This window comes from Methylobacterium guangdongense (assembly GCF_038442355.1).
Classification (GTDB): domain Bacteria; phylum Pseudomonadota; class Alphaproteobacteria; order Rhizobiales; family Beijerinckiaceae; genus Methylobacterium; species Methylobacterium guangdongense.
On record NZ_JBBXMX010000002.1, the window covers coordinates 287,347 to 311,682 of the forward strand.

The following is a 24,336-nucleotide window of genomic DNA, read 5'->3' on the forward strand; positions in this document are numbered from 1 at the left end:
TAGCGAACCATGCCCGAAGTCATCTTCACCGGCCCCGCCGGCCGCCTCGAAGGCCGCTATCAGGCTCCCAAGAAGCGCGGCGCACCGATCGCCATCATCCTGCACCCGCACCCGCAGTTCGGGGGCACGATGAACAATCAGATTGTGTACAACCTTTTCTACACATTCGCCAACCGGGGTTTCGCGGCCCTGCGCTTTAATTTCCGTGGGGTCGGCCGCAGCCAGGGTTCGTTCGATCATGGCTCGGGCGAGCTGTCGGATGCCGCCGCGGCCCTGGACTGGGTGCAGTCGGTCAATCCGGAGGCGAAGTCCTGCTGGATCGCGGGCGTGTCGTTCGGCTCGTGGATCGGCATGCAGTTGCTGATGCGCCGCCCCGAGATCGAGGGCTTCATCTCGATCGCCGCGATGGCCAACCGCTACGATTTCACCTTTCTGGCGCCCTGCCCCTCCTCCGGCCTGTTCGTCCACGGCTCCGAGGATCGGGTGGCGCCCGCCCGCGAAGTCATGCCGGTGATCGAGAAGGTGAAGGTGCAGAAGGGCGTCATCATCGAGCACCAAGTGGTCGATGGCGCCAACCACTTCTTCGACGGCAAGGTCGAGGAACTGACGCAGACGGTGGACACCTACCTCGACAAGCGCCTGGGCAAGCGCGAAGAAGCGGCCTGACGCCCCCGGGCGCCGCGCCAACCCGGCGCCTTGACGGGGAGAGCCCCGGAGGAATAGGGCGCGGGCATCGGAATCCACGACACACCTCTGCAGGTCTGATGTCAGAAAGCCCGTCCGAACAACCTGTGGTGCTTCTCGTCGAGGATGACGGCCTCCTGCTGATGGAGGCCGCGGATACCCTGGCGGATGCCGGCTTCACGGTCGTGGAGGCGAGCCACGCCGACAAGGCGCTGAGGGTGCTCGAGAACCGCGACGATGTCGGCGTCCTGATGACGGATGTCGACATGCCGCAGGGCTCGATGGACGGCTTCGCCCTGGCCCGTCTGGTGGCGCATCGCTGGCCGTCGATCCCGGTGCTGGTGGTGTCCGGCATGGGGACACCCGGCCCGAACGACATGCCGGAGGGCGCCCGGTTCATCCCCAAGCCCTACGAGCCGACCACGCTGGTCCGGACGCTCCGCGCCTTCATCCAGCGCGCCGCCTGACGCCCGGGTCCACCGCGGCGCCGGGCTTCGAACCGCCGACCGAGAGCCACGACGCAGCCATGACGGATTCCCGCCGACAGCACCGCTTCGCGACGCGGGCCATCCACGCGGGGGCCGCGCCGGATCCCGCCACCGGCGCGCGGGTCCAGCCGATCTACTTCACGAACGGCTTCGTGTTCGATTCCACCGAGCAGGCCGCCGACATCTTCGCGGGGCGCCGCACCGGCTTCTCGTACTCACGCGGCTCGAACCCGACGGTGGCCGCGCTCGAGCGCCGCATCGCCGATCTCGAAGGTGCCAAGGCCGGTGTGGCGGTGTCCTCCGGGCAATCCGCCATGCAGCTGATCCTGATGACGTTGCTGCGCAGCGGTGACGCCTATGTCGCGTCCCCGCGGCTGTTCGGCGGATCGCTGGGCCTGATGCGGCGCCTCGACGGGCGCTACGACCTGAAGCCGCGCTTCGCCCGGGGCATGGCCCCGGAGGATTTCGAAGCGGCGATCACCCCGGACTGCCGGGCGATCTTCTGCGAATCGATCGTGAACCCCTGCGCCTCGGTGGTGGATCTCGACGGGATCGCCGCGGTAGCCCGGCGCCACAATCTGCCGCTCGTTGTGGACAACACCCTGGCCTCGCCGGCCCTGATCCGGCCGATCGAGCACGGCGCCGACATCGTCTGGCACTCCACCTCGAAGTTCCTGAGCGGCTCCGGCCAGACCATCGGCGGCGTGATCTGCGATGCCGGCACCTTCGATTGGGCGAAGGCCGGCGGCTACAACCTGATCACCGAGCCCTGGCCGGATTACGACGGGCTCGTGCTGACGGAGGCGTTCCCGGAGACGCCCTTCGCGGCGGCGTGCCGCTTCTTCGGCCTGCGCGATCTCGGCCCCGGCCTGTCGCCGATGAACGCGTTCCTGACGCTGATGGGTATCGAGACCCTGCCGCTGCGCATGGAGCGGCACTGCGCCAATGCGCGCGCGGTCGCGGCCTTCCTCAAGGATCATCCTGCGGTGGCCTGGGTGAGCTACCCGATGCTGCCGGGTCAAACCGGCGAAGACCTCGCCCGCCGGTACACGCCGGGCGGGCCGGGCTCGATCTTCACCGTCGCGCTCAAGGGCGGCGAGGCGGCGGCGTTGAACTTCATCGCCGGGCTGGAGCTGATCTCGCACCTCGTGAACATCGGCGAGATCAAGTCCCTGGTCATCCACCCGTCCTCGACCACGCACCGGCAATTGCCGGAGCACGAGAAGGCCGCGGCGCTCGTGGGGCCGGAGACGGTGCGCCTGTCGATCGGGCTGGAGAACGAGGCGGATCTGATCGCGGATCTCAAGCAGGCGTTGGATCGGCTGGGTTGAACGGGGCGCTCGGTCCCCGGCCCCGTCATCGCTTTGCTGCGCTCGCAAAGACGGCGACGACCAGCCCTCGCTTCCCACGTGTCATCCGCTCCCGCATGCGGGCTATCGGGGTCACACATCCCGATCCAGCGTGAAGGCATTCGGAGCAAGCGCGGGTCCCCTCTTCCGTGCGGGAGAGTGACAGGGAGAGGGATCAGGTCTGTCCGGACAAGGCGCGACCGGACCGTGCGGGGATGGGGTGCTCGATCCTGAGAGTTCTCACCCCTCTCCCCAACCCTCTCCCGAACAGGAGAGGGAGCAGGTTGCGCCCTGCCGTCAGCGGCGGCGATCCGGAAGTTGCGTGAACATCCCAGCGCACGCGGGAGCGGCCGACTGTTTCCGGATCCCTCGATAGCAGGCCGAGCGTCGCCTCAGCGCCGCCGCTCCAGGATCGACACGTAATTGGCCACGGCCGCGCCGCCCATGTTGAAGATCCCGGCGAGTTCGGCCCCCGGCACCTGCATCTCCCCCGCCTCGCCCATCAGCTGGAGGCAGGCCATCACGTGCATCGACACGCCGGTGGCGCCCACCGGATGGCCCTTGGCCTTCAACCCGCCGGACGGGTTGATCGGCAGCCGCCCGCCCTTCTCGGCGAGCCCTTCGCGGACCACGCGGAACCCCTCGCCCGGGGCGGCGAGGCCCATCGCCTCGTACTCGATCAGCTCGGCGATGGTGAAACAATCGTGGGTCTCCACGAAGGAGAGATCCGCGTTGTCGATGCCGGCCTGCGCGCGCGCCTTGTCCCAGGCCATCCGCGCGCCCTTGAACTCCGTCGGGTCCCGTCGGGAGAGCGGCAGGATATCGTTGACATGGGCCCGGGCGCGGAAGCCGATCGCCCGCTCCAGCCCCTCGGCGGTCTCGGCATCGGCCACCACGAGGGCGGCCGCCCCGTCCGAGATCAGCGAGCAGTCGGTCCGCCGCAGGGGCGCGGCCACGTAAGGGTTCTTGTCCGAGACCCGGTTGCAGAAGTCGAAGCCGAGATCCTTGCGCAGCTGCGCGTAGGGGTTGGCGACGCCGTTGCGGTGGTTCTTGGCGGCGATCCGGGCCAGCTCCTCGCTGCGGTCGCCGTAGCGCTGGAAGTAGCCCGCCGCGATCCGCCCGAACACGCCCGCGAAGCCGCCCTCGATGTCGGCCTCCTCCTTGCGGTAGGAGGCGCCGAGCAGGATGTCGCCCGTCTCGGCCACGGTCTTGGCCGTCATCTTCTCGGCGCCGACCACCAGGGCGATGCGCCCCCGGCCGCTGTCCACGAAGTCGAGAGCCGCGTAGAGCGCCGCCGAGCCGGTCGCGCAGGCGTTCTCCAGATGGGTCGCCGGTGCGTGGGCGAGGCCCGGCCGGTTCACCGCGACGAGGGAGCCCTCGAAGCCCTGCTTCGAAAAGCCGGTGTTCATCGAGCCGACATAGATGCCGTCGACCCGGGATTCCTCGATCCCGGCATGGGCCAGAGCTTCGCCGGAGACGCGGGCGATCAGCCCCTCGACGTCCGGCTCCTCCAGCTTACCGAACGGAGTGTGGGCCCAGCCCACGATGCAGGCGCGCGTCATCCGGTGACCTCCCGAGTCTTTGCTGAACGATGGGCCCACACGGTCCGGCGATCAAGGCTGCCGATCCGCGTGCCCCGTCGCGGGCCTCGCGACCGGTGTGCCGGCGCTCAGCGCAGGTGGAACGCGATCCACGCGACCGCAACGAGCACGAGGATGGTCAGCAGCCATCGGGCGACGTCGCGGGCGCGCATGCTCACTCCGCGAACAGCTCCGGCCGGCGCAAGCGCAGAGCCAGCACGAGGGTCAGCGTCTTCAGGTCGGTGAGTTCGGCCCGGTCGGCCATGGCGGCGAGGTCGGCGAGCGGCATCTCGACGATCCGGATGTTCTCGTGCTCGCCCTCGGCCCCGCCACCGTCCTCGGCCCGATCCGCCGGGCTGTAGGCGGCGAGGTAGAGGTGGATCTTCTCGGTGGTCAGGCTCGCGCAGGAATAGGTGGCGCCGACGAAGTCCAGGCCGTTCAGGCTCAGGCCGACCTCCTCCAGCACCTCCCGGCGGGCATTCTCCTCCGGGCTGCCGTCGTCGATCAGGCCGGCCGGCGCTTCGAGCTGCATCTGCTCGCCGGCGGCGAACAGGGCCGGCACGCGCAGCTCGCGCACCAGCATCGCGACCCGCCGCGCGGGATCGTAGGGCAGGATCCCGACCGAATGGCCATGGTCCTCGATCGCCCGCTCGACCAGCGAGCCATCGTGCAGCCGCACCTGCGCGAGGCCGAACCGGTTCCATCCCTCGTGAAGGTAGCGGATGGACAGGATCTCGGCCTTCATGATGCGCTCCCGCCCGCGGAACTGTCCGACCGACCGCTCTGCTTACACGAAGGCGTGTTCTCCGGTTCCGGGAACGCCCACGCTTCGAACCCGTTTGGGTCGATCAAGCCAATGGCCACGCTTTTACGGCGTCTTCCGGTCAGGATCGATGCGGCTAGGACCGATCAGCGGGTTCAGGGAGCGGACGACGCGCGACGCCATCGCGATCTGGCTGCTGCTCGCCCTCACCTACCTCGTCTTCGCAGGCTCGCTGAGCGTGAACGAAGGCATCGCCATGGGGGTCTGCGCGACCTTCGGCACCGCGTGGTGGTGGGTCGTCGGGCGGCGCGGCGGCGTGCGCTTCCGGTTCAACCGCGCCGCGCTCCGGCCGCTCGGGCCGGCCGTGCTCGGCATGGCCCGGCAGACCGGGCGGGTCGGCCTGCATCTGGCGCGGGCGGTGCTCGGACGGGCGGAGGGCGGTGCGACGCACGAGCAGAGCGCGGCCGCGATCGCCTGGGCGCGGCCTGACGGCGAGACGGCCTCGGCGACCCGGGCTGTCGGCCTGCTCGCCGCCTCGCTCGCCCCGGACAGCTACGTGCTGACCCTCGATCGCGCGCACGGGACCGTATCGACGCATGCCCTGGAGGGTAAGGCGCCGTGAACATCTGGACGGTCGCCATCCTGGCGCTGCTGCCGCCGCTGATCCTCGCAGCCGTCCTGGCGTGGCGCGGGCGGCCCGGCCAGCGCTTCGCCGCCTACCAACTCGCCGGCAGCGTGACGGTCCTGATCCTGACGCTCATGGCCTTCGCCACCGATCAGGCCTCGATCACCGACCTCGCCCTCACGCTTGTCCTGCTCAACCTGCCCGGCACGATGCTGCTCGCGGTCTTCCTGGAGCGCTGGATATGACCGTCGTGATCGGGATCCTGCTCGCCCTCGCGGTGGCGGTGACGTGGCTTTCCGCCCTCGCCCTGTGGCGCCTGCCCCGGGCCCTCGACCGGCTGCACGCCTTGGCGTTCCTCAACGTCGCGGCTTCCGGCCTCGTCACCGGGGCAGCCTTCCTGTCCGACGGGATCTCGGGACGCTCCCTCAAGATTCTGGTGATGATGGTGATCTTCGTCGGGTGGGCCGCGGTGCTGTCGCACGTCTCCGGCCGGGCCGTGCTGATGCGCGAGGGGCGCTCGGCATGAGCGTGATCCTGCCGCTGCTGTTCCTGTTCGCGGCGATCTCCGGCACCGCGGTGGTGCTGGTGCGCGACCCCACCCGGCAGGTCTTCGCCATCGCGATCAACGGGCTCGTCCTGACGATCCTGTTCGACGCCTTGCAGGCGCCCGATGTCGCCCTGTCGGAGCTGGCGGTCGGCTCGGCCGCGGTGCCGCTCCTCTTTCTGGTGGCGCTGATGGCGGTGCGCACGCAGGCCCCCGGAGAGGACGCGTGAGCCCGCGCATCCGCGTCGCGCTGCTCGCCCTGTCGGGCCTGATCCTGCTGCCCTGCGCGGCCTCGGTGATCGCGGGGCTGCCCGCCTTCGGATCGACCATCGCTCGGTATGGCGCGCGCATCAACGCCATCACCCCGGAGGCACGGCACGTCGCCAACATGGTGAGCGCGATCAATTTCGACCTGCGCGGCCTCGACACGCTCGGCGAGGAATTCATGCTGCTCGCCGCCATCACCGGTACGGTGGTGCTGCTGCGCGGACGCCGGGGCGAGGGCAACTCGGAGCGTGCGATGCGCCGGCCCGGCCGCGCCGTGATCCCGCGCTCGGAGGCGACGGTGCTGGCCTGCCGGATCGCCGGGCCGCTCACCGGCCTGTTCGGACTCTACGTGGTGGTGCATGCAACCGTCACCCCCGGCGGCGGCTTCCAGGGCGGCGTGATCCTCGCCTCCGGAACCCTGCTGATCTACCTCGGCGAGGGCTATTCCGGCTGGCGCGATGCGATCCACAGCCGTGTCCTCGACGCGCTGGAGGGTGGGGGCGCGCTCCTCTTCGCCCTGTGCGGGCTGGTGCCGATGCTCACGGGCGCCGCCTTCATGCAGAACATCCTGCCGCTCGGTACCTTCCGCGACCTGTTCTCCGGCGGCCTGATGCTGGTCGAGAACCTCGGCGTGGCCCTGGCGGTGACGGGCGGCTTCACGCAGCTCTTCCTGGAATTCATGGAGGAGACCCGCGAGGCCGAGGAACCCGACGAGCCCGGGGAGGAATCCGCGTGAGTGTTCTGCCCTACGTGGTCGCCGCGTGGCTGTTCGGCGTCGGCCTCTACGGCATCGCCACGAGCCGCAACTTCATTCACCTCGTCGGCTGCCTCGGCGTCTGCCAGTCGGCGACCTACGTGCTGCTGCTCGGCCTCGGCTACCGCTGGGGCAGCATCGCGCCGATCTTCTACGATCACCCGCCGGGCACGCCGGCGGTCGATCCCGTGATGCAGGCGCTCGTGCTCACCGACATCGTGGTCGGCGCGACGCTGACCGCCCTGCTCCTCGTCCTGACCGTCCAGGCCTACAAGCGCGGCGGCAGCCTGGATCCGGAAAAGCTCCGGCCGATGCGGGCCGGCGGCAACAAGGGCCCCGACCAGGGCTCGCGCCCGGTCTCCGACGGCGGGCGGCAGACGCCGTGACCGCCCTCCTCCCGCTCCCGGTCGCGATCCCCCTCGTGGTCTGTGCCGTCCTGCTGGCGACCGCACACCTGCTGCCGGGGCGCGTCCCCGACATCCTGGCTCTGCTCGCCGCCGTCGCCGTCGCGATCCTCTGTGCGGTGATCGCCGTGCAGGCCGCCGACAGGCCCCTGGTCTACTGGTTCGGCGGATGGGAGCCGCATGACGGCGTCTATCTCGGGATCGGCTTTTCGGTCGATGCGGCGAGCGGCTGGATCGCGTCCTTCATCGGCCTGCTCTACGCCCTGACCTTCGTGTTCGCCTGGGGCTTCTTCGATCGCACCCACGGCCACTTCCATATCCTGATGCTGCTGTTCCTGGCCGCCATGGTCGGGTTCTGCTTCACCCGGGACATGTTCAACCTGTTCGTGTGGTTCGAGGTGATGAGCGTCGCGGCCTTCGCACTCACCGCCTATCACCTCGCGGAATCGTCGCTGGCGGGGGCCATCAATTTCACGGTGGTCAACAGCCTTGCGGGCTTCCTGATGCTCGGCGGCATCGGGCTGATCTACGCGCAGACCGGGACCCTCGATTTCGACGGGATCGCCACGGCGGTCGCCCAGGGCGGGCGGAACCCCGTGGTGGCCGGGGCCTTCTGCCTCGTGGCGGCGGCCCTGATGATCAAGGGCGCGATCGTGCCGTTCCAGTTCTGGCTCGCGGACGCCCACGCGGTGGCGCCGAGCCCGGTCTCGGTGATCTTCTCCGGCTCGATGGTCTCGCTCGGCCTGTTCGGCCTCGCCAAGGTCAGCGCCGTCGTGTTCGGCGGCTCCGATCAGGTCCAGGGTGCCCTGCCGGTGCTGCTGATCGGGCTCGGCAGCGCCACGGCCCTGCTCGGCGGCTGGATGGCCCTGCTGCAGCGTCATCTCAAGCGGATGCTCGCCTTCTCGACGATCTCCCACGCCGGGATCATGCTGACCGGGCTCGGCGCCCTCTCGATCGGCGGCACCGGCGGGATGCTGGTCTATGTCGTCGGCCACGGGCTGGTGAAGGGCGCCCTGTTCATGATCGCCGGCATCCTGCTGGCCACCCAGGCCAGCATCGACGAGATTGCCCTGCGCGGCCTCGGACGCGGGATCTGGCCGGCCGGGATCGCCATGGCGCTGGCCGGCCTGCTGCTCTGCGGCCTGCCGATCGGCACCCTCGATCAGGGCACGCGCCTTGTCCAGGGGGCGCTGTCGCAAGAGGGCCACGGCATGGCCCTCGCCGCCACCGCGATCGGCGCCGCGCTGACGGGGGCGGCGGTGCTGCGGGCGGCGGGGCGCATCTTCCTCGGCCTCGGGCCCGACCCCGGCGACGAGGCCGGGGCCCCGAGCGCGGACGAGCGCGAGAAGGCCAACCGGCCGCTCTGGCTGATGCTGGCGCCCTGCTGCGCGCTGCTGGCCGTCGACCTCGCACTTCCGGCGGGCCCGATCGCGCACGCCCTCCCCCGGGCCGTCTCGGCCTTCATGCACCGGCCGGAGGGCGGGATGCTTGCGGAAGGACCGGGCTGGCTGCCGTGGTTCTCCGTGGCGGCGGCGCTGGCGGGCGCGGGATACGGGCTGTTTCGCAAACGCCTGCCGGCCTTCGTCGTCCGGCCGGTCCGCGCCACACAATCAGCGCCGACCCGCGCGCTGGAGATCCTGCACAGCGGCCTGATCGGAGACTACGCGGCGTGGCTGGCCGTCGGGGTGGCGGTCATCGCGGCGGTGCTGGCGATGGCGTGAGGGCCGATCCGCCGCGGAAACGCCCTCGACAGAGCGCTGCGCCGATCACGCGCTGGCGCTGAGTTCCATCAGTCTCGCGCACAGCGGTTCCGCCGACGCCGCGACGGTCAGCCCCTGCGTTCGCAAGGTCAGGTCCGGCCCCTCGGGCAGCTCGTAGGGGGCCGACACGCCGGTGAAGGCGGTGATCGCCCCGGCCCGCGCCCGCGCATACAAACCCTTCGGATCGCGGGCCTCGCAGGTGGCGAGCGACGTATCGACGTAGACCTCCAGGAACGGCAGGTGTCCGGCGATCGCCCGCGCCCGCGCCCGGTCCGCCCGGAACGGCGAGATCAGCGACACGATGACCACGAGCCCGGCCTCGGCCATCAGCCGTGCGACCTCGGCGGTCCGGCGCACGTTCTCGGCCCGGTCGGCGGCGCTGAAGCCGAGATCGCTGCACAGACCGTGGCGCAGATTGTCCCCATCGAGCACGCAGACATGCCGTCCATGGGTGGCGAGCCGCCGGTCCACCGCGTCGCTGATCGTGGTCTTGCCCGACCCCGGCAGACCGGTCAGCCAAGCGATCGCCGGCCGCTGGCCCAGTTGCGCCCACCGCGCCTGACGCGGAGCGTAGGCCTGCCATCGGATCGTCGTGTTCACGGGCACCTCAACCCTGCTGCTGTCGTATTCCCGACGCGGTGGCCCGCACGCCGGTCCACCGATTCTCGGATTCAGGGCGCCGTCAGGGGTCGATCGGGTCCGGGTGTGGAGGAACGACCGCGCGCGCGAACCCAGCCCGGCGCAGCGGCCGGGTCAGCCGCCAACTCCATGACGACGCGATCCCATCGTGGAGGGCCACCGCCCATTGCTGGAGGCGCAAACGGGCGTCGCGTTGGCGTTGAATCTCCGCCTCGGCCTCGGAGATCGCCGCCCCGTGGCGGGCGTCTAGCGCTTCGTGCTCCAGGCGTGCCGCTTCGGCCGCTGCGGTGGCCTCGTCCCGAGCCTGAACCGCGGCGGCGTGCTGGGCGCGCCACCCGTCGCATTCGCTGCGTGCGGCCTCGGCCGCTGCGGTAGCCTCATCCCGTGCCTGAACGACGGCGGTATGTTGCGCACGCCACGTCTCGCATTCAGCGCGGGTCGTCGCGACGTCTGCCATGTATCGTTCGGCGTCAGCGAGCGCCGCGTCCCGCTCCTGCACAGCCGCAGCGTGCTGGGCGCGCAGGACTTCGCTGTCGTTCCGCGCCGCGTGCGCTTCGTTCCTCGCCTCGTCCAGGGCGGCGTGAAGGTTCGCGCGGTCAGCGGCGTGCTGCGCTTCCGCGTCTTGCAGCGCCCGGACGCGCTCGTCGGCCGCGCTCAGAGCGGCCTCATGCTCCGCTGCCGTTTTCACCGTGCCCTCGAAGGGGAGGAACTGCTGAAACGCCGCGAACTGCTCGGTGAACCGGGCGATCGCGGCTTGCGTTTCGGCGTTCTTGTCCGGCCGTCCGAGCAGCTCGTAGAAGTAACGCAAGGCTGGCTGCCGGGCGCTCGGCGGGGTCAATCCGTCATGACGGAGCGACCTGTCGATCCGTGTCTCCAGAGCCTCGGCGATCGCGGCGCGATCCACATCCACGACGTCGGAGAGGAAGGTCAGAAGGCGGTCCAGCGTCTGATCCCGATCCGTGAACCACGAATCGTACACGATGGTGCAGGGCTCGGTGCGCAGGTTGCGCCAGCATTCCGTGTTGTAGACCGCCCAGCGATACTCACCCGTCGCCAGCGGCAGGCCGTCGCGATCGTTCAGCGAACGGGCCACCTGGGACGGACTGCGCAAGCAGAACACGAAGCGCGGGTCAAGGTTCAGGGCCCGAAAGATCGGCGTCCAGAGGGGCAGAAGGCGTGCCGTTCGCGGGTCCTTGAAGCCGAAGGGATGCCCCGGCCGCATCCGCGCCCGAACGAAGTTTTCGAGTTCGCGCTGGATGGCGCGAACTTCGGGCTGCGCCCACCAACCGATCGGAAGCGGAAAATCGTGAGTCCCGGACCAGTAATCGCGATCGAGGAACCGCAGAACACGGTCGTGGAAGTCTACGATTTCCCAGCGTTCCCAGTGCCCTGCTTGGTTCCCAGGGCTTGCCCTGATATCATCGGCCATATCCAGGCCGAGGAGACTGAGCACCTGCGCGCACAACGAGGTTCCGCTGCGATGCATGCCCAGCACGACCACGATCGGCGTCCGCGCAGTGTGCTGGGCGATCGCGGGATACGGTGGAGGTTCGCTCCGTGTCACAAGCTGGAGGTCGGACTTGTCTGGTCTCATGGGCTGTCAGCACAACATCATGGACCCCTAAGCCATTCGATAATGAAAGTCCATATGATGCTGGTATAACTCGCCGCAGATCGGATACCAATATTCAAAAATTGAACAAAATCGAAGACATAGCGATATTTAGTGAGAATTGACAGTTCTATTATAGATCGTGATTTGACATTTAGATCTAAATAGAACGTGTTATGTTGTCGTGTACGTATGTCTAATGGTGTTTATTGTAGCAAACATTGATTTGATTGTACCAATATCTTTATAATTTTATCCGTTTTGCGGCTCGAGATCTGTTGCATATCATCGATTGATCAAGTCAGTCTGACTGTTTTCACTTATCGTTCCGGGTCGCGGCCCGGCCGCGCTTCACAAAGGAGGCGCCGCGTGCCGAAGGATTGTCTCTCACGGCAGGTCATGCGGACCGCGCCCGGATACCCGTCCGCAGAGAAACGGTAGCGTGGAGCGCCATAGGCGGCGTGATGGCCATTCGGCGCCAGGACGCCGATCCACCCCAGCCCTGCAGTCCCCGCGGAGAGGCCTCGACAGCATGTGATCGCCCCCGTCCAATTGCCGAGACCTGTTCGATTGAGAGCAATGCCATAGCGCACTAGCTTTATCCGCATCCGGCTCAACCGGAGCCGGACGGCGCCCGCGCGCGACGCGGACGGCGAACACAGGAGGAGACATGGACGCGCAAGCGACCGGAGATCCCGGGGGCGGACAGCCCTGGGGGCCTCACAACACGGTGACGGTGGTCGATCCGTCGCCGGTCAACTGGCTCTCGATCACCTGGAACACGATGGAGGAGGCCAATCGCGTCGATCACGACGGGATCGGCCAGCCGAGCCTCGCGGAGTCCTGGACGTGGCTCGATCGCGAGACCCTCGAGCTCAAGATGCGGGGCGCCGTCTACCAGGATGGCGAGCCGTTCAACGCCGCGATGTTCAAGCTCGGCTTCGACAAGGTCCAGGAATGGACCAACCCGCACCCGCCGGGCGCCTTCCTGAACTTCGCCCGGGACGTCACCTGCGAGGCGGTGGATGAGCGCACCATCCGCATGCGCTTCCCCGGCGGCGATTCCGCGGCCTTGATGAAGCTGCGCGGCATGCACCTGCCGTCGACGCGCTTCTGGAACGAGTGGGGCTTCATCGACCCGAAGACGGGATCGGCCGAAGGCCATTGGTGAGTCATCGACGCGCCCGGTCCGTGGGGGACTGGCCCGTTCGTGCTCACCGAGGGTGTCTCGCTGATCGATTCTCGCTCCGATCGTGTCGTGATGGAGCCCAATGCGACCTACTGGAACCCGGCCCGCAAGCCGACGGTCCGGATCGTCTACGACAACGTCATCGGCAAGGACGCGGGCATCAAGTCCGTGGCGTCCGGTGACGGCCGCGTGGACGTGGTGTTCGACCTGACGCCCGCGGAGGCCAAGGCCTTTCCGCAGAGCGACAAGGGCAAGATCCAGACGAAGAAAGCCAAGACGATCCTCACGGGCGTCTTCAACGAGAACAAGCCCGATTCCGTCTGGCGCGATCCCGCCGTGCGGCGGGCGTTCAACCTCGCCATCGACCGGCAGTTCGTGCTCGACCAGGGCGCGCACGGCTACGGCACGGTCATCCCGGCGTTCATCCAGCCCGGCCGCTACGGGGCCGATCCTGGCATGAGCCCGCTTCCGCACGATCCGGAGGCCGCACGCGCGGGCCTGGAGAAGGCGGGCCTCGGCGGGCGGGAGATCGTGATCGTCGCCTCGCCGAGTTGGCAGGGCGTCGTCGAGGCGATCGGGCAGTGCCTGTCGAAGATTGGCCTCTCGGCCCGCTTCGTCAGCGACCGCGGCGACCTGCCGGAGGACTTCGACCTCAAGCTCGAATGGTACTTCGACTGGACGCCGCAATACCCCGTCGCCTGCGTGCACCGGGAGTTTTTCGGGCGTGACGCGACCCTGCGCCAGGGTCCGGAGGATCCGGAGTTCGACGCCCTCTACGAGAAGCTCCTCCATACGCCTGAGGAGCGGACGGAAGAGGTCGTCCGCGAGGTGGAGCGGTACATCCAGGACAGGTCCAAGGCCCTGTTCCTGTATTCGCCGTTCACGCTGTTCGCTGTCTCCGACCGGGTGGCGTTCACGCCCTACGACACCTGCATGTCGGAACTCGCCGAGACCCGCATCAAGGGCTGAGGCCGCAACCGGCCGGCGCGGAGCGATCCGCGCCGGCCCCACGAAGAAGCAGCTGCTGCATGATCGTCGCCACCGCGGGCCATATCGACCACGGCAAGACCGCGCTGGTGAAGGCGCTGACCGGGATCGATGCCGACCGCCTGCCCGAGGAGAAGGCCCGGGGCATCACCCTCGACCTCGGCTTCGCCTACCCGCCGGAGGGTGGCCTCCTCAAAACGCCGATGGGCTTCGTCGACGTGCCGGGCCACGAGCGGCTGGTGCGCACCATGGTGGCGGGCGCCACCGGCGTGACATGTGCCCTGCTCGCGGTCGCGGCCGATGACGGTGTCATGCCGCAGACCCGCGAGCATGTCGCGATCCTCGATCTCCTCGGGCTGACGCGCGGGCTGGTGGCGATCACCAAGGCCGACCGTGCCGATCCCGCCCGCATCACCACCGTAATCGCGGACATCGGCGCCTTGCTCGCCGGCACCGGGCTCGCCGCCGCGCCGATCCTGCCCTGCTCGGCCCTGACGGGCACCGGGATCGCCGACCTCGCCCGCCACCTCGAAGCCTTGGGTCAGGCCAACCGATCCGACGCCGCGTCCCGCGGGTTTCGCCTCGCCGTCGATCGCCGGTTTACGGTGCCGGGCGCCGGCCTCGTCGTGACCGGGGCGGTCCATGCCGGCCGGGTGCGGGTCGGCGACCGGCTGCTCGTCTCCCCGGGCGGCCGGGAGGCGCGGGTCCGCGGCATCCGCGTCCGCGACGGCGAGGCGGAAGCGGCTCTGGCCGGGGAGCGCTGCGCCCTCAACCTGACCAGTCCGCGGCTCACGAGGGATTCGGTCGGCCGCGGGCACTGGATCCTGGCGCCGGACCTCCACGGCCCGACGATGCGCCTCGACGTGGCCCTGCGCGTGCTGCCCGGCGAGGCGCGGCCGGTGCGCCATCGCATGCCGGTTCAGGTCCACCACGGCGCGGCCACGGTGACCGGCCGGGTGCTGCTGGACACCGATCGTGCGCTGCCCCCCGGGGCGGTCGCCCCCGCCATCATTGCGCTGGATGCCGGGCTCGGCGCCCTGTCCGGCGACCGCTTCATCCTGCGCGACATCTCCGCGTCGCGGACCCTGGGCGGCGGCCGGATCATCGACATCGACGGCCCCCGCCGCGGCGCCTGGGCTCCGGGGCGCCGGGCGATCCTGGAAGCCCTCGACACGTCCGACGACCGCCACGCCCTGGACGGTCTGTTGGCCGCCGCGGAGGCCGGCATCGACCTCGCCCACTTCGCCCGCCTGCGCAACGTCCCCGATCAGGCGATGGAGGCCCTGCGGGTGGATCTCGGTGCGGTGGTGGTCGAGGGGCGGCGCGCCTTCGCGGGGGCGCGGGTCGCGGCGCTGAGCGCGCGGGTCTTGGCCGAACTCGACCAGGCGCACGATGCCGAGCCCGACAATCCCGGCCTGCAGATCGAGGAGATCGCCACCCTGTTGCCGGAGGCGGACCGCCCGGTCCTCCCGGGCGCCCTCGACCGGCTTCTCCAGGACGAAGAGATCGTGCGCAGCGGCCGGCTCTTCCACCGGCCGGGCCACGTCGCGCGCCTGCGCCCGGCCGACGCCGCGCTCTATGCCGCGATCCGAGCCGCGTTGGAGGCGGCCGGGCGCGACCCGCCGCGTCTCGCTCTCCTCGCCGAGCAGCTCGGTCGCGACCCGGAGGACTTACGCCCGCTCCTCGACAAGGTCGGCCGCATCGGCTGGCTGCGCCGGATCTCGAAGAGCTACTACGTCCCGCCGGCGATCCTCGCCGACCTCGCCGGGGTCGCGCGGGCGGTGGCGGCGGAGCATCCGGATGGACTTCTCACCGTGGGGCGGTTCCGCGAGACGGCCGGCATCGGGCGCAACCTGACAATGCCGCTCCTCGAATATTTCGACGCCCAGGGTTTCACGACCCGCCTCGCAGAGGGGCGGCGCCTGCGGGCGGAATGGTGCGCGGTCGAGGCCGCGGCAGAGGTGGTCCCGTAAGAGAGATGCAGGCAACCGCCATCGGCCCCACGACGATGCGGCCGCGCGCACAAGGAGGACCGTTTTCGCTGGGACGGCGCCGGAGAACGTCATCCGGATCAGCAGATTGAACCCTTACTCTGCCGGCCCAGGCCGCCCTGCCGCGCGTGTCCCGGCCGCGCGATGAGTCCCGGAACGGAAAAGCCGCGCTTCGAGTTGAGGGCGGCTGAACCGGGAGCCATCCTTGAGACCGTTTCTCCTCGCCGCACTGGGTCTGCTGCTCATTGCCGGCCCGAACGTGTCCGCGGCGCAGGGTATCGAGGATGCGCCCGACGCGACCTTCGCGGTGGAAGAACCCCGCCCGGGGCCACCCCCGCCCCTGCCCGACCTATCGGATCCGAACGGACGGGCGGGCGAGGCCCTGAACGAGCCCGGCGAGCGCTCCGGCCTTCCACTGGCCTTGCGCGCCTCCGGCTCCCGGGCGGGCGGCCCGGCCAACGAACTCAATCCCGGCGGCCGGGCCGAGGCGCCGGTATCGCCGAAGGGCGATCTCGGGCGGGTGGTCGCCGGGAAGGAGCTGTTCCATGGCAATTACTGCGGCAAGGGCCAGCGCGGTGAGGCCCTGCCGCCGACCGACGAACTCGACGCTGCCTGCATGCGTCACGACGCCTGCTATGATGCGACCGGGTACAGCTCGTGCGCGTGCAACGCGACGCTGAAGCGCGAGGCCTCCGCCGTGTCGGACAGCCCGAACGCGCCGCTGGAGGTGCGGCGCCGGGCGCTCAGCGTGATCGAGGCCATGGCCGCCCTTGAGTGTCGCACACCGTAGACGTTCGATCCGTCGTCCGGACCCGGGGGCTCAGTCTTGGTTCGATACGCTCTCCTGCGCCAAATTGGTGTCCCGTTCAGCCGCAGGGCGGCAACGCGCCCATGCGTCGATGTCCGCGTCGGAGGCGCCAACAGGACTTGCCGTATGACCGAAATCGATCGGGCTGTCGGAAAGCCTGGAAGGCCGTCCGATCGTGGAGCGAGTCCGCTTCGGAGGCGGAGTATCCCGCAGGCCTGACGCGGTGGGATGTTGCAGCCGAACCCACCCCGGTGCCGGATCGACGGGGTGCAAGAAGGTGGCGTCTGCAGAGAGTTGAGTGGTGCCGCAAGAGGGATTCGAACCCCCGACCCCCTCATTACGAATGAGGTGCTCTACCAGCTGAGCTATTGCGGCCCGGCCCCGACAGGGGCCACGTCCGGCGCGCGTCAGGCCGCGTCGGACGTGGCAGGCTCATAGCGGCCCGACCCGCTTTAGGCAAGGCCAGAGCCGATCGCGATCACGCGTCGGCGTCCGTCGCCAGTTCATCGCGCAGGAAGGCCATCACCTCGGCCCGGTCCACGCCCGGCGCGATGAAGCTCTGGCCGATTCCCCGGGCGAGGATGAAGGTCAGCGCGCCGTCGCGGACCTTCTTGTCCTGTGCCATCGCGTCCACGATCGCCTCGGCGCCGCCGCACCCGCCCGGGACGGCCTGGAGGCGGGTCGGCAGGCCGGCGAGCGCCAGGTGATTGGCGACGCGGCCCGCCTCCTGGCCGGCGCACAGGCCGAGCCGGGCCGAGAAGCGGAAGGCCAGAGCCAGGCCGATCGCCACGCCTTCCCCGTGGACCAGCCGTGCCGGGTCGTAGCCCGTCAGGCGCTCCAGGGCATGGCCGAAGGTATGGCCGAGATTGAGCAGGGCCCGCTCGCCGTCCTCCCGTTCGTCGCGGGTCACCACCGCCGCCTTGGCCCGGCAGCAGGACGCCACCGCCGCCTCACGTTCGGGACCGCCGGAAAAAATCCCGCGCCAATTGGCCTCGCACCAATCGAAGAAGCGCGCGTCGGCGATCAGGCCGTATTTGGCGACCTCGGCGTAGCCGGCGCGCATCTCGCGCTCCGACAGGGTGTCGAGTGCCGCGGTATCGGCCAGGACGAGGCGGGGCTGATGGAAGGCGCCTATGAGGTTCTTGCCGAGCGGGGCGTTGATCCCGGTCTTGCCGCCGACCGAGGAATCGACCTGCGCGAGCAGGCTCGTCGGCACCTGCACGAAGCGCACGCCGCGCCGCAGGGTCGCGGCCGCGAAGCCCGCGAGATCGCCGACCACCCCGCCGCCGAGCGCCACGACGAGATCGCCGCGCTCCACCTTGAGGCCGAGCAGCCCGTCGCAGACCGCGGCGTAGCCCGCATAGGATTTCGAGCCCTCGCCGGGCGCCACCGTCACCACGCCCGCCTGCAACCCGGACCGTTCCAGGCTCTGCCGCAGGCGATCGGCATAGAGCGCCCCGACGGTCTCGTCCGTGACGATCGCGGCCCGGCGGCCGCCGAGCGCGGCCACCGCATCGCCCGCATCATCGATCAGGCCGCGGCCGATCCGGATGTCGTAGGCGCGGCCGCCGTCGAGGGGGACATGGACCGTCAGGGGTTCGATCACGGGCAGGCTCATTCGAATCTACTGCGCCTCTACTGCGCCGCCACCGAGATGGAGCGCTCGCCGTTGAGGTGGGCGTCCAGCGCCTCCAGCACGTCCTGCACGACCCGGTCGTGCGAGACCTCGCGCGAGATCACCATCACGTCGGCCGCCGCGTAGACCGGGTGGCGCACCGCCATCAGGTCGCGCATCGTCGCCTCGGGGTCCTCGGTCTGGAGGAGCGGGCGGTTGCCGCGCTTGCGCACGCGGCGCATCAGGACATCGAGATCGGCCTTCAGCCAGACCGAAACCGCCGATTCCGTGATGCGCTGGCGCGTGGCTTCCCGCAGATAGGCGCCACCGCCGGTGGCCAGCACCAGGGGGCCGGCCCGCAGAAGGCGCGAGATCACGCGCTCCTCGCCGTCGCGAAAGCTCGGCTCGCCGTAGATGGCGAAAATATCGGGGATCGTCAGGCCGGCCGCCGCCTCGATCTCGATATCGGCGTCCTTGAAGATCAGCCCGAGGCGGCTCGCCAGACGCCGGCCCACGGTGCTCTTGCCGGCTCCCATCAGACCCACGAGCACGATCGAGCGCGGGCCGAGCGCCCGGCGCAGCCGCGCTTCGATCGGTTCGCCACCCTCCGCCTCGCCCACCAACTCCTGCATCGCCCCGCGTACCGCCCTTTGTCCCGCTCGTGCACCGCATCCATCCGGCGCCTCAACGATCGCGCCGTCGCACCGGGCGCACGGCGCCGGGCGATCTCCCATCCTGCGGCAGGCTCTTAGCGCGATTCAAGCGGTCAGCGAAACGCATCGCTGTGTCGTTGTGGGCCTTGTCAGCGCCTTCATCGCGTGTTCGAAACCGGGCACCCGCGTCGGTTGGGAGAAAGCCGTCGGCCGTCCCCATCTCCGCCGCCCGCACCGCCCGCCCGAGGTTCGACCGACGTGCCGACCCTGTTCCGTTTCTTCGCTATCCTCGCGATCCTGGCGGGTCTCGTCTTCGCGGCGATGTTCGCGCTGGCGAATTTCGTCCAGCCGACGCCGCGAGAGATGAGCGTGACCATCCCCGCCTCGAAGCTTCAGCCGGGTAATCGTTGAGCGCGACGCAGGACGGGGACGGCGCTCGCGCGCCCGACGCGGATGTCGCCGACTATCTCGACATGCTGGCGGCCGAGCGCGGGGCCGGCGCCAACACCCTGGCGGCCTACCGGCGCGACCTCGACGATTACCGCGCCTATCTGGCCCGCACCGGGATCGCCCTCGACGCCGTCGAGGCCGGGACCCTGCGCGCCTTCCTGGCCGATCTGGAGACGCGCGGGCTGAAGGCCTCCTCGGCGGCGCGGCGCCTGTCCTGCGTGCGCGGCTTCCACAAGTTCCTGTACGCCGAGGGCCTCGCCGGGGCCGATCCGAGCGTGGCGGTCTCGGGGCCGCGCCGGGGCCGGGTGCTGCCCAAGATCCTGTCGGTGGCCGAGGTCGACCGCCTGCTGGCCGTCGCGCAGGCGGCGGCCGGCACCGAGCAGGCGCCCGGCCCGGCGCGGCGGGCGCGGCGCATGATGTGCCTGCTCGAGCTCCTCTACGCCACGGGCCTGCGCGTTTCGGAACTCGTCGCCCTGCCCCGGGCCGCGGGCGCGACCCGGGAGCGATACCTGTTCATCAAGGGCAAGGGCGGGCGCGAGCGCCTCGTGCCGCTGACCGAGGCGGCCCGCGCCGCCATGGCGGCCCACCTTGCCGCAGTGCCGGAGGAGAGCGCGTGGCTGTTCCCGGCCGACAGCGACAGCGGCCACCTGACGCGGCAGGCCTTCGCCCGCGACCTGAAGGCCACGGCGCTGGAGGCCGGGTTGCGGTCGGATCGCGTGAGCCCCCACGTACTGCGCCACGCCTTCGCCAGTCATCTGCTGCAGAATGGGGCCGATCTGCGCATCGTGCAGGAACTGCTCGGTCACGCCGACATTTCGACGACCCAGATCTACACCCACGTCCTCGATGAGCGCCTGAAGGCGATGGTACGGGATCTGCACCCGTTGATGGACGTCTGACGTCCGAGCGTCGGGCTTTGCGGCGTACTGAGCCGATGCCCAGATTGTTCTTGTATGCAGAACTGCCTAAGAGTGAACCATCGCCATACCGGTACGTGAGCCCGCTTTACCTGAGAGAGATCACTCCCATGCCAGGCCCGACTGCTCTGCAGAGCGGCGCTGCGCCGAATCAGACGGATCACGCGACCGTCGACCAGCCCACGCAGCAGGAGCGGCAGCGTCTCGATAATCAATTGTGCTTCGCGGTCTATGCCGCCGCGCACGCCTTCGGGCGCGCCTACCGCAATCTGCTTGGCCGTTACGAACTGACCTATCCGCAATATCTCGTTCTTCTGGTGCTCTGGGAGCAGGATGGGCTCTCGGTCAAGGAGATCGGCAACCGCCTCTTCCTCGATTCCGGCACGCTGACGCCGCTGCTGAAGCGCCTCGAGGTCTCGGGCCGCGTGCGCCGTGCCCGGGATCGGGTCGATGAGCGCCAAGTCAGCATCTTCCTCACGCCGGCCGGTGCACGATTGCGCGACGTCCTCGCCTGCATTCCGGACGAGGCCGGCGATCTGACCGGACTGAGCGTCGAGGGCCGGAAGACGCTGCTGCACGACCTCGTGACGCTGCGGATGGGCCTGCAGAATGGCCTGATCGGGGAGTAAGAGCTCCTCACAAAACTCCCGGGCACCGGGAGTTCTCCCTCCGACCGCGACAGCAGCGCAGCGGAAGTTTTGTGAGAGGCTCTAAGCCGCCAGGGACGGGGCCGGAGGCGACCCTGCGGCCACCCCCGGATGTTACTTATCGGTGCAGGTCGAACTCAGGACTGGGTCTTGAGATAGGCGATCACGTCGTTGATCTTCTTGTCGTCCGGGTAGCCCTGGAAGATCATCTTGGTGCCCGGCACCTTCGCCTTCGGGTTCTTCAGCCACTCGTGCAGGTTGGCCTCATCCCAGGTGATGCCGGAATTCTTCAGCGCCGCCGAGTAGTTGTAGCCCTCGTAGGTGCCGGCCTTACGGCCCACGACGCCCTTCAGGTCCGGGCCGACGCCGTTCTTCTGGAAGTTGTGGCAAGCCTTGCAGGGGGCGAACGCCTTCTCGCCTGCGGCCGCGTCTCCGGCCTCCTGGGCCTGCGCCGAGAGCGGGATCAGGACCGCGAGCACGGCGCCGAGAACGAGTGAACGCATGGATTTCCTCCTATTGGCCGCCGCGGCAGCACTGTCGGCAGGATGCACCTGCCTGGAATAGATCTAATTGAAATCACGGCCACCGCGCAACGGCTCAGCCTCGCTCGACCGGCCGCGGAACGGCATGGTGACGACCGCGTCCGGCCGCCCTACCCTCAATCCATTGCCAAGGTGTTGGCTCCCTGCGGCACATGGAAGCCATCCGCCGGGGCGCGGCCGCAGCGCAGGCGGGTCCGCGTGACCGAGCGTCTGACATCCCCGTGATCGTGGCCCACCTTGTCGCCGGGGCTGCAGGCCCTGTAGGTCTTGCGGTACCGTGCCGACCGACGAACGACTCCTCCCGCAAAGCCTGACGCGCCTGCTCGCCGTGCCCCCGTCCGCGCGCCGACCGCCGGCGGGGCGCGGCCTGCCCCGGGCTCTGCCGCATTCCCAGCGGACATCCGCCCACGACGCGCTGGAATCCGCACTCCTGCGCGGCTTCGTGTACGGCGTCTCGGGACTGGTCTGGCTCGTGGTGATGCTGTTCATCGGCCGCCACCTCATGCGGTAGGGCGGGCGACCGGCTCACGGCACTGGTTGTGGAAAGGGCCTGTCTGCCCGTTCGTCCCGCCGATCCGCCAAGACTTTCGCTGCCAAATCCGGTATTGAAGGCGCACGCTGCGGCCATGACCAGTCTTGGCATGAGCGGCACGCGCTGTGTGCGAGGGGACCGGACCATGTCGCTGACCGGGCGCTTCTGGTTTCGGAAATCCTGGACGGGGCGGCTCGTGCTGCTGGTCGAGGAGGAGCGCCCCCGCTGGTTCGGCCGCGGCGCCGGCAAGCCGCGCTGGCGCAACGCGAGGCTGCTCGACTTCGCGGAGCCTGAACTACGGCCGCTGATGATGATGGAGAAGCATCATCGCGTGGGCCCCGGATCCGCTCAGGTGCGCATCCTCCGGCCGGTCCCGTCGCCCGCGGAGTCGCGTTCGGCCAACGGCTGAGCGGCGCGGCCGGGCGTGCGTTGGCTGGCCCCGATCACCACCTGAGTGCCGTGCCTCGATTCGGGGTTCGCTCTCGGAGGTGACGGGATCATGCCGCGCTACTTCTTCCACACGCAGATCGGCGACGACCTGATCAGCGATCCGACCGGCATCGAGCTGCGGGATCCGGACGAAGCCTGGGAGACGGCGCGCCATACGATCCGCGCCGCCCTGCGCGAGCGCCCGGATCAGGCTCGGCTGATGACCGCCTGCCTGATCGTCGCCGACGCCGCGGGCGAGGTGGTGCTGGAATTCCCGTTCAGCGAAGCCGTGACGCTGCCGACACCGGACGATCCGATCCTTCATTGACAGCGGCGTCGTGCGGCGCGCGCCCTACATCGCGGCGAACGCGAGCGAACAGGATCTGCGCCACGATGGACTCTCCCCCGAACGACCTCGACGCCCAGGCCCTCGGCCGCGCGGCCCCCGCCAAGGGGCTCGCCCGGGAAGCCTGCCCCTATGCCGAGGGTACGCAGGCGCGCACGCTCTGGCTCGCCGGCTACGACGCCGCGGTGGCGGACGGCGCCGAGCCCGTCACCGGCGGTAATGCCAAGAACCCCGGTATACACCCGGTCGACGGGGCGCGCTGATGGACGCCCGGCCCGGACCCCATCCCGGCGCGACTGCGCATCCGGCCCTGGACCGCAAGGCCGTCGGCGCCGTGGTTTTGGGCAACGCCCTCGAATTCTACGATTTCACTGTCTACGCCTTCTTCGCCAAGCCGATCGGCGCGGCGTTCTTCCCCGCGGCCGACCCGACCCACAGCCTGCTCGCCTCGCTCGCCCTGTTCGGCATCGGCTACGTGATGCGGCCGATCGGCGGCGCCTTGATCGGCGCCTTCGCGGACCGCGCCGGGCGCAAGCCCGCGATGCTGATCACGATCGGGCTGATGGCCCTGGGCATGCTGCTGCTGGCGGCCTGCCCGCCCTACGCGGCGATCGGCGGCTGGGCACAGGTGATCGTCATTGCCGGGCGGCTGATCCAGGGGCTGGCGCTCGGGGGCGAGGTCGGCCCATCGACCGCCTACCTGCTGGAGGCCGCGGCCCCGGAACGGCGTGGCTTCGTGACGAGCTGGCAGATCGCCAGCCAGGGCTGCGCGGCCCTGTTCGCCGGGATCGTCGCCACCATTCTGGCGCTCGTCGTCGGCGACCAGGCGATGAATGCCTGGGGCTGGCGGCTGATGTTCGTGCTCGGCCTCGCCGTCGTACCGGTCGGCCTCATCATCCGCAGCCACCTGCCGGAGACGGCCGGTGTCGAGGAGGATCCGAATGCGGCCGCCTCGACCTTCGCGGTGATGAAGCGGCTCTTGCGCGAGCACGGCCGTCTGCTGGGCCTGACCTTCCTGGTGATCTCCGCCTCGACCGTTTCGAACGCGGTCGGCACCAACATGCCGGTCTATGCCGGCGCGACCCTGGGCTTGAGCGAGACCGCCGCGACCGCGGTGCCGATCGCGCTGGGCCTCGCCTCGGTGGCCTTCCCGCTGCTCGGCGGCTGGCTGGCCGACCGGGTCGGACGGCGGCTCATCATGATCTGGCCGCGGGCCCTGATCGTGATCCTGGCGATTCCGGCCTTCGCCTGGATGGTGAAGGCACCGGGCGCCTTGAACGTCTACGCGATCACGTTTCTGCTCTCGGCGCTGTCGTCGATCAACGCCGCCGCGGTGATCGTCGGCATCCCGGAGGCGCTGCCCCGGGCGGTGCGCAGCGCCGGCCTGTCGATCGTCTACGCGGTCTCGGTCTCGGTGTTCGGCGGCACCACCAATTACGTGATCAACTGGCTGATCGCCGAAACCGGAGACCGGCTCGCGCCCGCCTATTATCTCGCCGCCTTCAGCCTGATCGGGACGGTCGCGGCCTTCCTGCTGCCGGAGACCCGCGGGCGCGACCTCGATTCGAACAGAGAGGCGGGAGAAGCCTGACGGCGGGTCCCGCTCGGCCAACCAATGCCGCTGACGCAACCCTCGGGGAGGACCATGCGTCGGCGGCGGGTCACACCGACGGTCGATGTGCGCTCGCGCACGGACCTCTTCGGGGTCGGAGGGCGGCGCTGCCGCAGCGCTAGGTCGCAGCGCATGACAGGCATAGATCG

General features: G+C 69.6%; 27 protein-coding genes, 1 tRNA gene and 1 pseudogene. 21 read left to right on the plus strand and 8 right to left on the minus strand.

Going from position 1 to position 24,336, the window contains the following annotated elements; genetic code table 11:
* The first annotated feature begins 9 nt into the window (after positions 1 to 9).
* The 3 genes from AAHG09_RS05160 (at position 10) to AAHG09_RS05170 (ending at position 2,503) form a co-directional block, all read left to right on the plus strand.
* Positions 10 to 666: an alpha/beta hydrolase gene (locus AAHG09_RS05160; RefSeq protein WP_244002673.1), complete on the plus strand. Its 657-nt coding sequence runs from the start codon at positions 10 to 12 to the stop codon at positions 664 to 666.
* 98 nt (positions 667 to 764) lie between these two features.
* Positions 765 to 1,151: a response regulator gene (locus tag AAHG09_RS05165; protein WP_342105822.1), complete on the plus strand. Its 387-nt coding sequence runs from the start codon at positions 765 to 767 to the stop codon at positions 1,149 to 1,151.
* A gap of 59 nt (positions 1,152 to 1,210) precedes the next feature.
* On the plus strand, positions 1,211 to 2,503 hold the full coding sequence (locus tag AAHG09_RS05170; RefSeq protein WP_342105823.1) for an O-acetylhomoserine aminocarboxypropyltransferase/cysteine synthase family protein: 1,293 nt from the start codon (positions 1,211 to 1,213) through the stop codon (positions 2,501 to 2,503).
* Between the two features lie 410 nt (positions 2,504 to 2,913).
* On the opposite strand, the gene AAHG09_RS05175 is transcribed toward AAHG09_RS05170, so the two are convergent.
* Positions 2,914 to 4,083 carry an acetyl-CoA acetyltransferase gene (locus tag AAHG09_RS05175; protein WP_342105824.1) on the minus strand — a complete coding sequence of 390 codons (1,170 nt, stop codon included), beginning with the start codon at positions 4,081 to 4,083 and terminating at the stop codon, positions 2,914 to 2,916.
* A gap of 193 nt (positions 4,084 to 4,276) precedes the next feature.
* Positions 4,277 to 4,846, minus strand: a complete 570-nt coding sequence (locus tag AAHG09_RS05180) for an NUDIX hydrolase (protein ID WP_342105825.1) — start codon at positions 4,844 to 4,846, stop codon at positions 4,277 to 4,279.
* A gap of 148 nt (positions 4,847 to 4,994) precedes the next feature.
* On the opposite strand from AAHG09_RS05180, the gene AAHG09_RS05185 reads away from it, so the two are divergent.
* Genes AAHG09_RS05185 through AAHG09_RS05215 form a run of 7 tightly spaced genes read left to right on the plus strand, consistent with a single transcriptional unit; the run spans position 4,995 to position 9,179 of the window.
* Positions 4,995 to 5,486 carry a hypothetical protein gene (locus AAHG09_RS05185; RefSeq protein WP_342105826.1) on the plus strand — a complete coding sequence of 164 codons (492 nt, stop codon included), beginning with the start codon at positions 4,995 to 4,997 and terminating at the stop codon, positions 5,484 to 5,486.
* Positions 5,483 to 5,734, plus strand: coding sequence for a monovalent cation/H+ antiporter complex subunit F (locus tag AAHG09_RS05190; protein WP_342105828.1), 252 nt, complete (start codon positions 5,483 to 5,485; stop codon positions 5,732 to 5,734). The genes AAHG09_RS05185 and AAHG09_RS05190 overlap by 4 nt, the downstream gene beginning before the upstream one ends.
* Positions 5,731 to 6,015: a monovalent cation/H(+) antiporter subunit G gene (locus AAHG09_RS05195; RefSeq protein WP_342105829.1), complete on the plus strand. Its 285-nt coding sequence runs from the start codon at positions 5,731 to 5,733 to the stop codon at positions 6,013 to 6,015. Before AAHG09_RS05190 ends, AAHG09_RS05195 begins: the two co-directional genes overlap by 4 nt.
* Positions 6,012 to 6,263, plus strand: a complete 252-nt coding sequence (locus tag AAHG09_RS05200) for a Na(+)/H(+) antiporter subunit B (RefSeq protein WP_342105830.1) — start codon at positions 6,012 to 6,014, stop codon at positions 6,261 to 6,263. Before AAHG09_RS05195 ends, AAHG09_RS05200 begins: the two co-directional genes overlap by 4 nt.
* A complete protein-coding gene (locus AAHG09_RS05205; RefSeq protein ID WP_342105832.1) occupies positions 6,260 to 7,036 on the plus strand; it encodes an MnhB domain-containing protein in 777 nt (258 codons plus the stop codon). The genes AAHG09_RS05200 and AAHG09_RS05205 overlap by 4 nt, the downstream gene beginning before the upstream one ends.
* Entirely contained in the window at positions 7,033 to 7,440 is a 408-nt protein-coding gene (locus tag AAHG09_RS05210) for a sodium:proton antiporter (protein WP_342105833.1), read from the plus strand. Before AAHG09_RS05205 ends, AAHG09_RS05210 begins: the two co-directional genes overlap by 4 nt.
* Complete coding sequence (locus tag AAHG09_RS05215) at positions 7,437 to 9,179, plus strand: complex I subunit 5 family protein (RefSeq protein WP_342105834.1); 1,743 nt, start codon at positions 7,437 to 7,439, stop codon at positions 9,177 to 9,179. The genes AAHG09_RS05210 and AAHG09_RS05215 overlap by 4 nt, the downstream gene beginning before the upstream one ends.
* A gap of 45 nt (positions 9,180 to 9,224) precedes the next feature.
* Here the strand turns inward: AAHG09_RS05215 and cysC are convergent, their stop codons facing one another.
* Both cysC and AAHG09_RS05225 read right to left on the minus strand, forming a co-directional pair.
* A complete protein-coding gene (gene cysC, locus AAHG09_RS05220; RefSeq protein WP_342105835.1) occupies positions 9,225 to 9,818 on the minus strand; it encodes an adenylyl-sulfate kinase in 594 nt (197 codons plus the stop codon).
* Between the two features lie 82 nt (positions 9,819 to 9,900).
* Positions 9,901 to 11,358, minus strand: coding sequence for a hypothetical protein (locus AAHG09_RS05225; protein WP_342105838.1), 1,458 nt, complete (start codon positions 11,356 to 11,358; stop codon positions 9,901 to 9,903).
* An 895-nt stretch (positions 11,359 to 12,253) separates the two neighbouring features.
* Between AAHG09_RS05225 and AAHG09_RS05230 the strand changes: the two are divergent.
* The 3 genes and pseudogenes from AAHG09_RS05230 (at position 12,254) to AAHG09_RS05240 (ending at position 16,426) form a co-directional block, all read left to right on the plus strand.
* Positions 12,254 to 13,627 (plus strand): annotated as a pseudogene (locus tag AAHG09_RS05230) (ABC transporter substrate-binding protein).
* Positions 13,628 to 13,686: 59 nt separating this feature from the next.
* Positions 13,687 to 15,618, plus strand: a complete 1,932-nt coding sequence (gene selB / locus AAHG09_RS05235) for a selenocysteine-specific translation elongation factor (RefSeq protein WP_342105840.1) — start codon at positions 13,687 to 13,689, stop codon at positions 15,616 to 15,618.
* Between the two features lie 223 nt (positions 15,619 to 15,841).
* Positions 15,842 to 16,426, plus strand: a complete 585-nt coding sequence (locus AAHG09_RS05240) for a hypothetical protein (RefSeq protein WP_342105841.1) — start codon at positions 15,842 to 15,844, stop codon at positions 16,424 to 16,426.
* A gap of 317 nt (positions 16,427 to 16,743) precedes the next feature.
* Here the strand turns inward: AAHG09_RS05240 and AAHG09_RS05245 are convergent.
* The 3 genes from AAHG09_RS05245 to AAHG09_RS05255 all read right to left on the minus strand — a co-directional run bounded on the left by AAHG09_RS05245 (position 16,744) and on the right by AAHG09_RS05255 (position 18,691).
* Positions 16,744 to 16,819: transfer RNA gene (locus tag AAHG09_RS05245), tRNA-Thr, on the minus strand.
* A 103-nt stretch (positions 16,820 to 16,922) separates the two neighbouring features.
* The gene (gene aroB / locus AAHG09_RS05250) at positions 16,923 to 18,050 is read right to left on the minus strand and encodes a 3-dehydroquinate synthase (RefSeq protein WP_412759989.1); all 1,128 of its coding nucleotides are present in this window, start codon (positions 18,048 to 18,050) and stop codon (positions 16,923 to 16,925) included.
* A 29-nt stretch (positions 18,051 to 18,079) separates the two neighbouring features.
* Positions 18,080 to 18,691, minus strand: a complete 612-nt coding sequence (locus AAHG09_RS05255; RefSeq protein ID WP_342105844.1) for a shikimate kinase — start codon at positions 18,689 to 18,691, stop codon at positions 18,080 to 18,082.
* Positions 18,692 to 18,970: 279 nt separating this feature from the next.
* On the opposite strand from AAHG09_RS05255, the gene AAHG09_RS05260 reads away from it, so the two are divergent.
* From AAHG09_RS05260 to AAHG09_RS05270, 3 genes are all read left to right on the plus strand, one after another.
* Positions 18,971 to 19,123, plus strand: a complete 153-nt coding sequence (locus AAHG09_RS05260) for a histidine kinase (protein WP_342105846.1) — start codon at positions 18,971 to 18,973, stop codon at positions 19,121 to 19,123.
* Complete coding sequence (locus AAHG09_RS05265) at positions 19,120 to 20,061, plus strand: site-specific tyrosine recombinase XerD (RefSeq protein ID WP_342105847.1); 942 nt, start codon at positions 19,120 to 19,122, stop codon at positions 20,059 to 20,061. The genes AAHG09_RS05260 and AAHG09_RS05265 overlap by 4 nt, the downstream gene beginning before the upstream one ends.
* Before the next feature lie 128 nt (positions 20,062 to 20,189).
* Positions 20,190 to 20,708, plus strand: a complete 519-nt coding sequence (locus tag AAHG09_RS05270) for a MarR family winged helix-turn-helix transcriptional regulator (RefSeq protein WP_342106213.1) — start codon at positions 20,190 to 20,192, stop codon at positions 20,706 to 20,708.
* A gap of 155 nt (positions 20,709 to 20,863) precedes the next feature.
* Here AAHG09_RS05270 and AAHG09_RS05275 read toward each other — a convergent pair whose 3' ends face one another.
* Complete coding sequence (locus AAHG09_RS05275; RefSeq protein ID WP_342105849.1) at positions 20,864 to 21,229, minus strand: c-type cytochrome; 366 nt, start codon at positions 21,227 to 21,229, stop codon at positions 20,864 to 20,866.
* Positions 21,230 to 21,545: 316 nt separating this feature from the next.
* On the opposite strand from AAHG09_RS05275, the gene AAHG09_RS05280 reads away from it, so the two are divergent.
* From AAHG09_RS05280 to AAHG09_RS05300, 5 genes are all read left to right on the plus strand, one after another.
* Complete coding sequence (locus AAHG09_RS05280) at positions 21,546 to 21,779, plus strand: hypothetical protein (protein ID WP_342105850.1); 234 nt, start codon at positions 21,546 to 21,548, stop codon at positions 21,777 to 21,779.
* Positions 21,780 to 21,945: 166 nt separating this feature from the next.
* Positions 21,946 to 22,209, plus strand: a complete 264-nt coding sequence (locus AAHG09_RS05285) for a hypothetical protein (protein ID WP_342105851.1) — start codon at positions 21,946 to 21,948, stop codon at positions 22,207 to 22,209.
* Between the two features lie 90 nt (positions 22,210 to 22,299).
* Positions 22,300 to 22,557 (plus strand): DUF6894 family protein, encoded by a 258-nt coding sequence (locus AAHG09_RS05290; protein WP_342105852.1) that lies wholly within the window; start codon positions 22,300 to 22,302, stop codon positions 22,555 to 22,557.
* 65 nt (positions 22,558 to 22,622) lie between these two features.
* Entirely contained in the window at positions 22,623 to 22,838 is a 216-nt protein-coding gene (locus tag AAHG09_RS05295) for an Rmf/CrpP family protein (protein WP_342105853.1), read from the plus strand.
* Entirely contained in the window at positions 22,838 to 24,166 is a 1,329-nt protein-coding gene (locus tag AAHG09_RS05300) for an MFS transporter (RefSeq protein ID WP_342105854.1), read from the plus strand. The genes AAHG09_RS05295 and AAHG09_RS05300 overlap by 1 nt, the downstream gene beginning before the upstream one ends.
* Positions 24,167 to 24,336: the final 170 nt, after the last annotated feature.

Excerpts from the sequence above, each read along its gene's own strand:
- AAHG09_RS05160 (WP_244002673.1), top strand. The coding sequence starts at position 10 with ATGCCCGAAGTCATCTTCACCGGCCCCGCCGGCCGCCTCGAAGGCCGC.
- AAHG09_RS05165 (WP_342105822.1), top strand. The coding sequence starts at position 765 with ATGTCAGAAAGCCCGTCCGAACAACCTGTGGTGCTTCTCGTCGAGGAT.
- AAHG09_RS05170 (WP_342105823.1), top strand. The coding sequence starts at position 1,211 with ATGACGGATTCCCGCCGACAGCACCGCTTCGCGACGCGGGCCATCCAC.
- AAHG09_RS05175 (WP_342105824.1), bottom strand. The coding sequence starts at position 4,083 with ATGACGCGCGCCTGCATCGTGGGCTGGGCCCACACTCCGTTCGGTAAG.
- AAHG09_RS05180 (WP_342105825.1), bottom strand. The coding sequence starts at position 4,846 with ATGAAGGCCGAGATCCTGTCCATCCGCTACCTTCACGAGGGATGGAAC.
- AAHG09_RS05185 (WP_342105826.1), top strand. The coding sequence starts at position 4,995 with ATGCGGCTAGGACCGATCAGCGGGTTCAGGGAGCGGACGACGCGCGAC.
- AAHG09_RS05195 (WP_342105829.1), top strand. The coding sequence starts at position 5,731 with ATGACCGTCGTGATCGGGATCCTGCTCGCCCTCGCGGTGGCGGTGACG.
- AAHG09_RS05200 (WP_342105830.1), top strand. The coding sequence starts at position 6,012 with ATGAGCGTGATCCTGCCGCTGCTGTTCCTGTTCGCGGCGATCTCCGGC.
- selB (WP_342105840.1), top strand. The coding sequence starts at position 13,687 with ATGATCGTCGCCACCGCGGGCCATATCGACCACGGCAAGACCGCGCTG.
- AAHG09_RS05255 (WP_342105844.1), bottom strand. The coding sequence starts at position 18,691 with ATGCAGGAGTTGGTGGGCGAGGCGGAGGGTGGCGAACCGATCGAAGCG.
- AAHG09_RS05270 (WP_342106213.1), top strand. The coding sequence starts at position 20,190 with ATGCCAGGCCCGACTGCTCTGCAGAGCGGCGCTGCGCCGAATCAGACG.
- AAHG09_RS05275 (WP_342105849.1), bottom strand. The coding sequence starts at position 21,229 with ATGCGTTCACTCGTTCTCGGCGCCGTGCTCGCGGTCCTGATCCCGCTC.
- AAHG09_RS05285 (WP_342105851.1), top strand. The coding sequence starts at position 21,946 with ATGTCGCTGACCGGGCGCTTCTGGTTTCGGAAATCCTGGACGGGGCGG.
- AAHG09_RS05290 (WP_342105852.1), top strand. The coding sequence starts at position 22,300 with ATGCCGCGCTACTTCTTCCACACGCAGATCGGCGACGACCTGATCAGC.
- AAHG09_RS05295 (WP_342105853.1), top strand. The coding sequence starts at position 22,623 with ATGGACTCTCCCCCGAACGACCTCGACGCCCAGGCCCTCGGCCGCGCG.
- AAHG09_RS05300 (WP_342105854.1), top strand. The coding sequence starts at position 22,838 with ATGGACGCCCGGCCCGGACCCCATCCCGGCGCGACTGCGCATCCGGCC.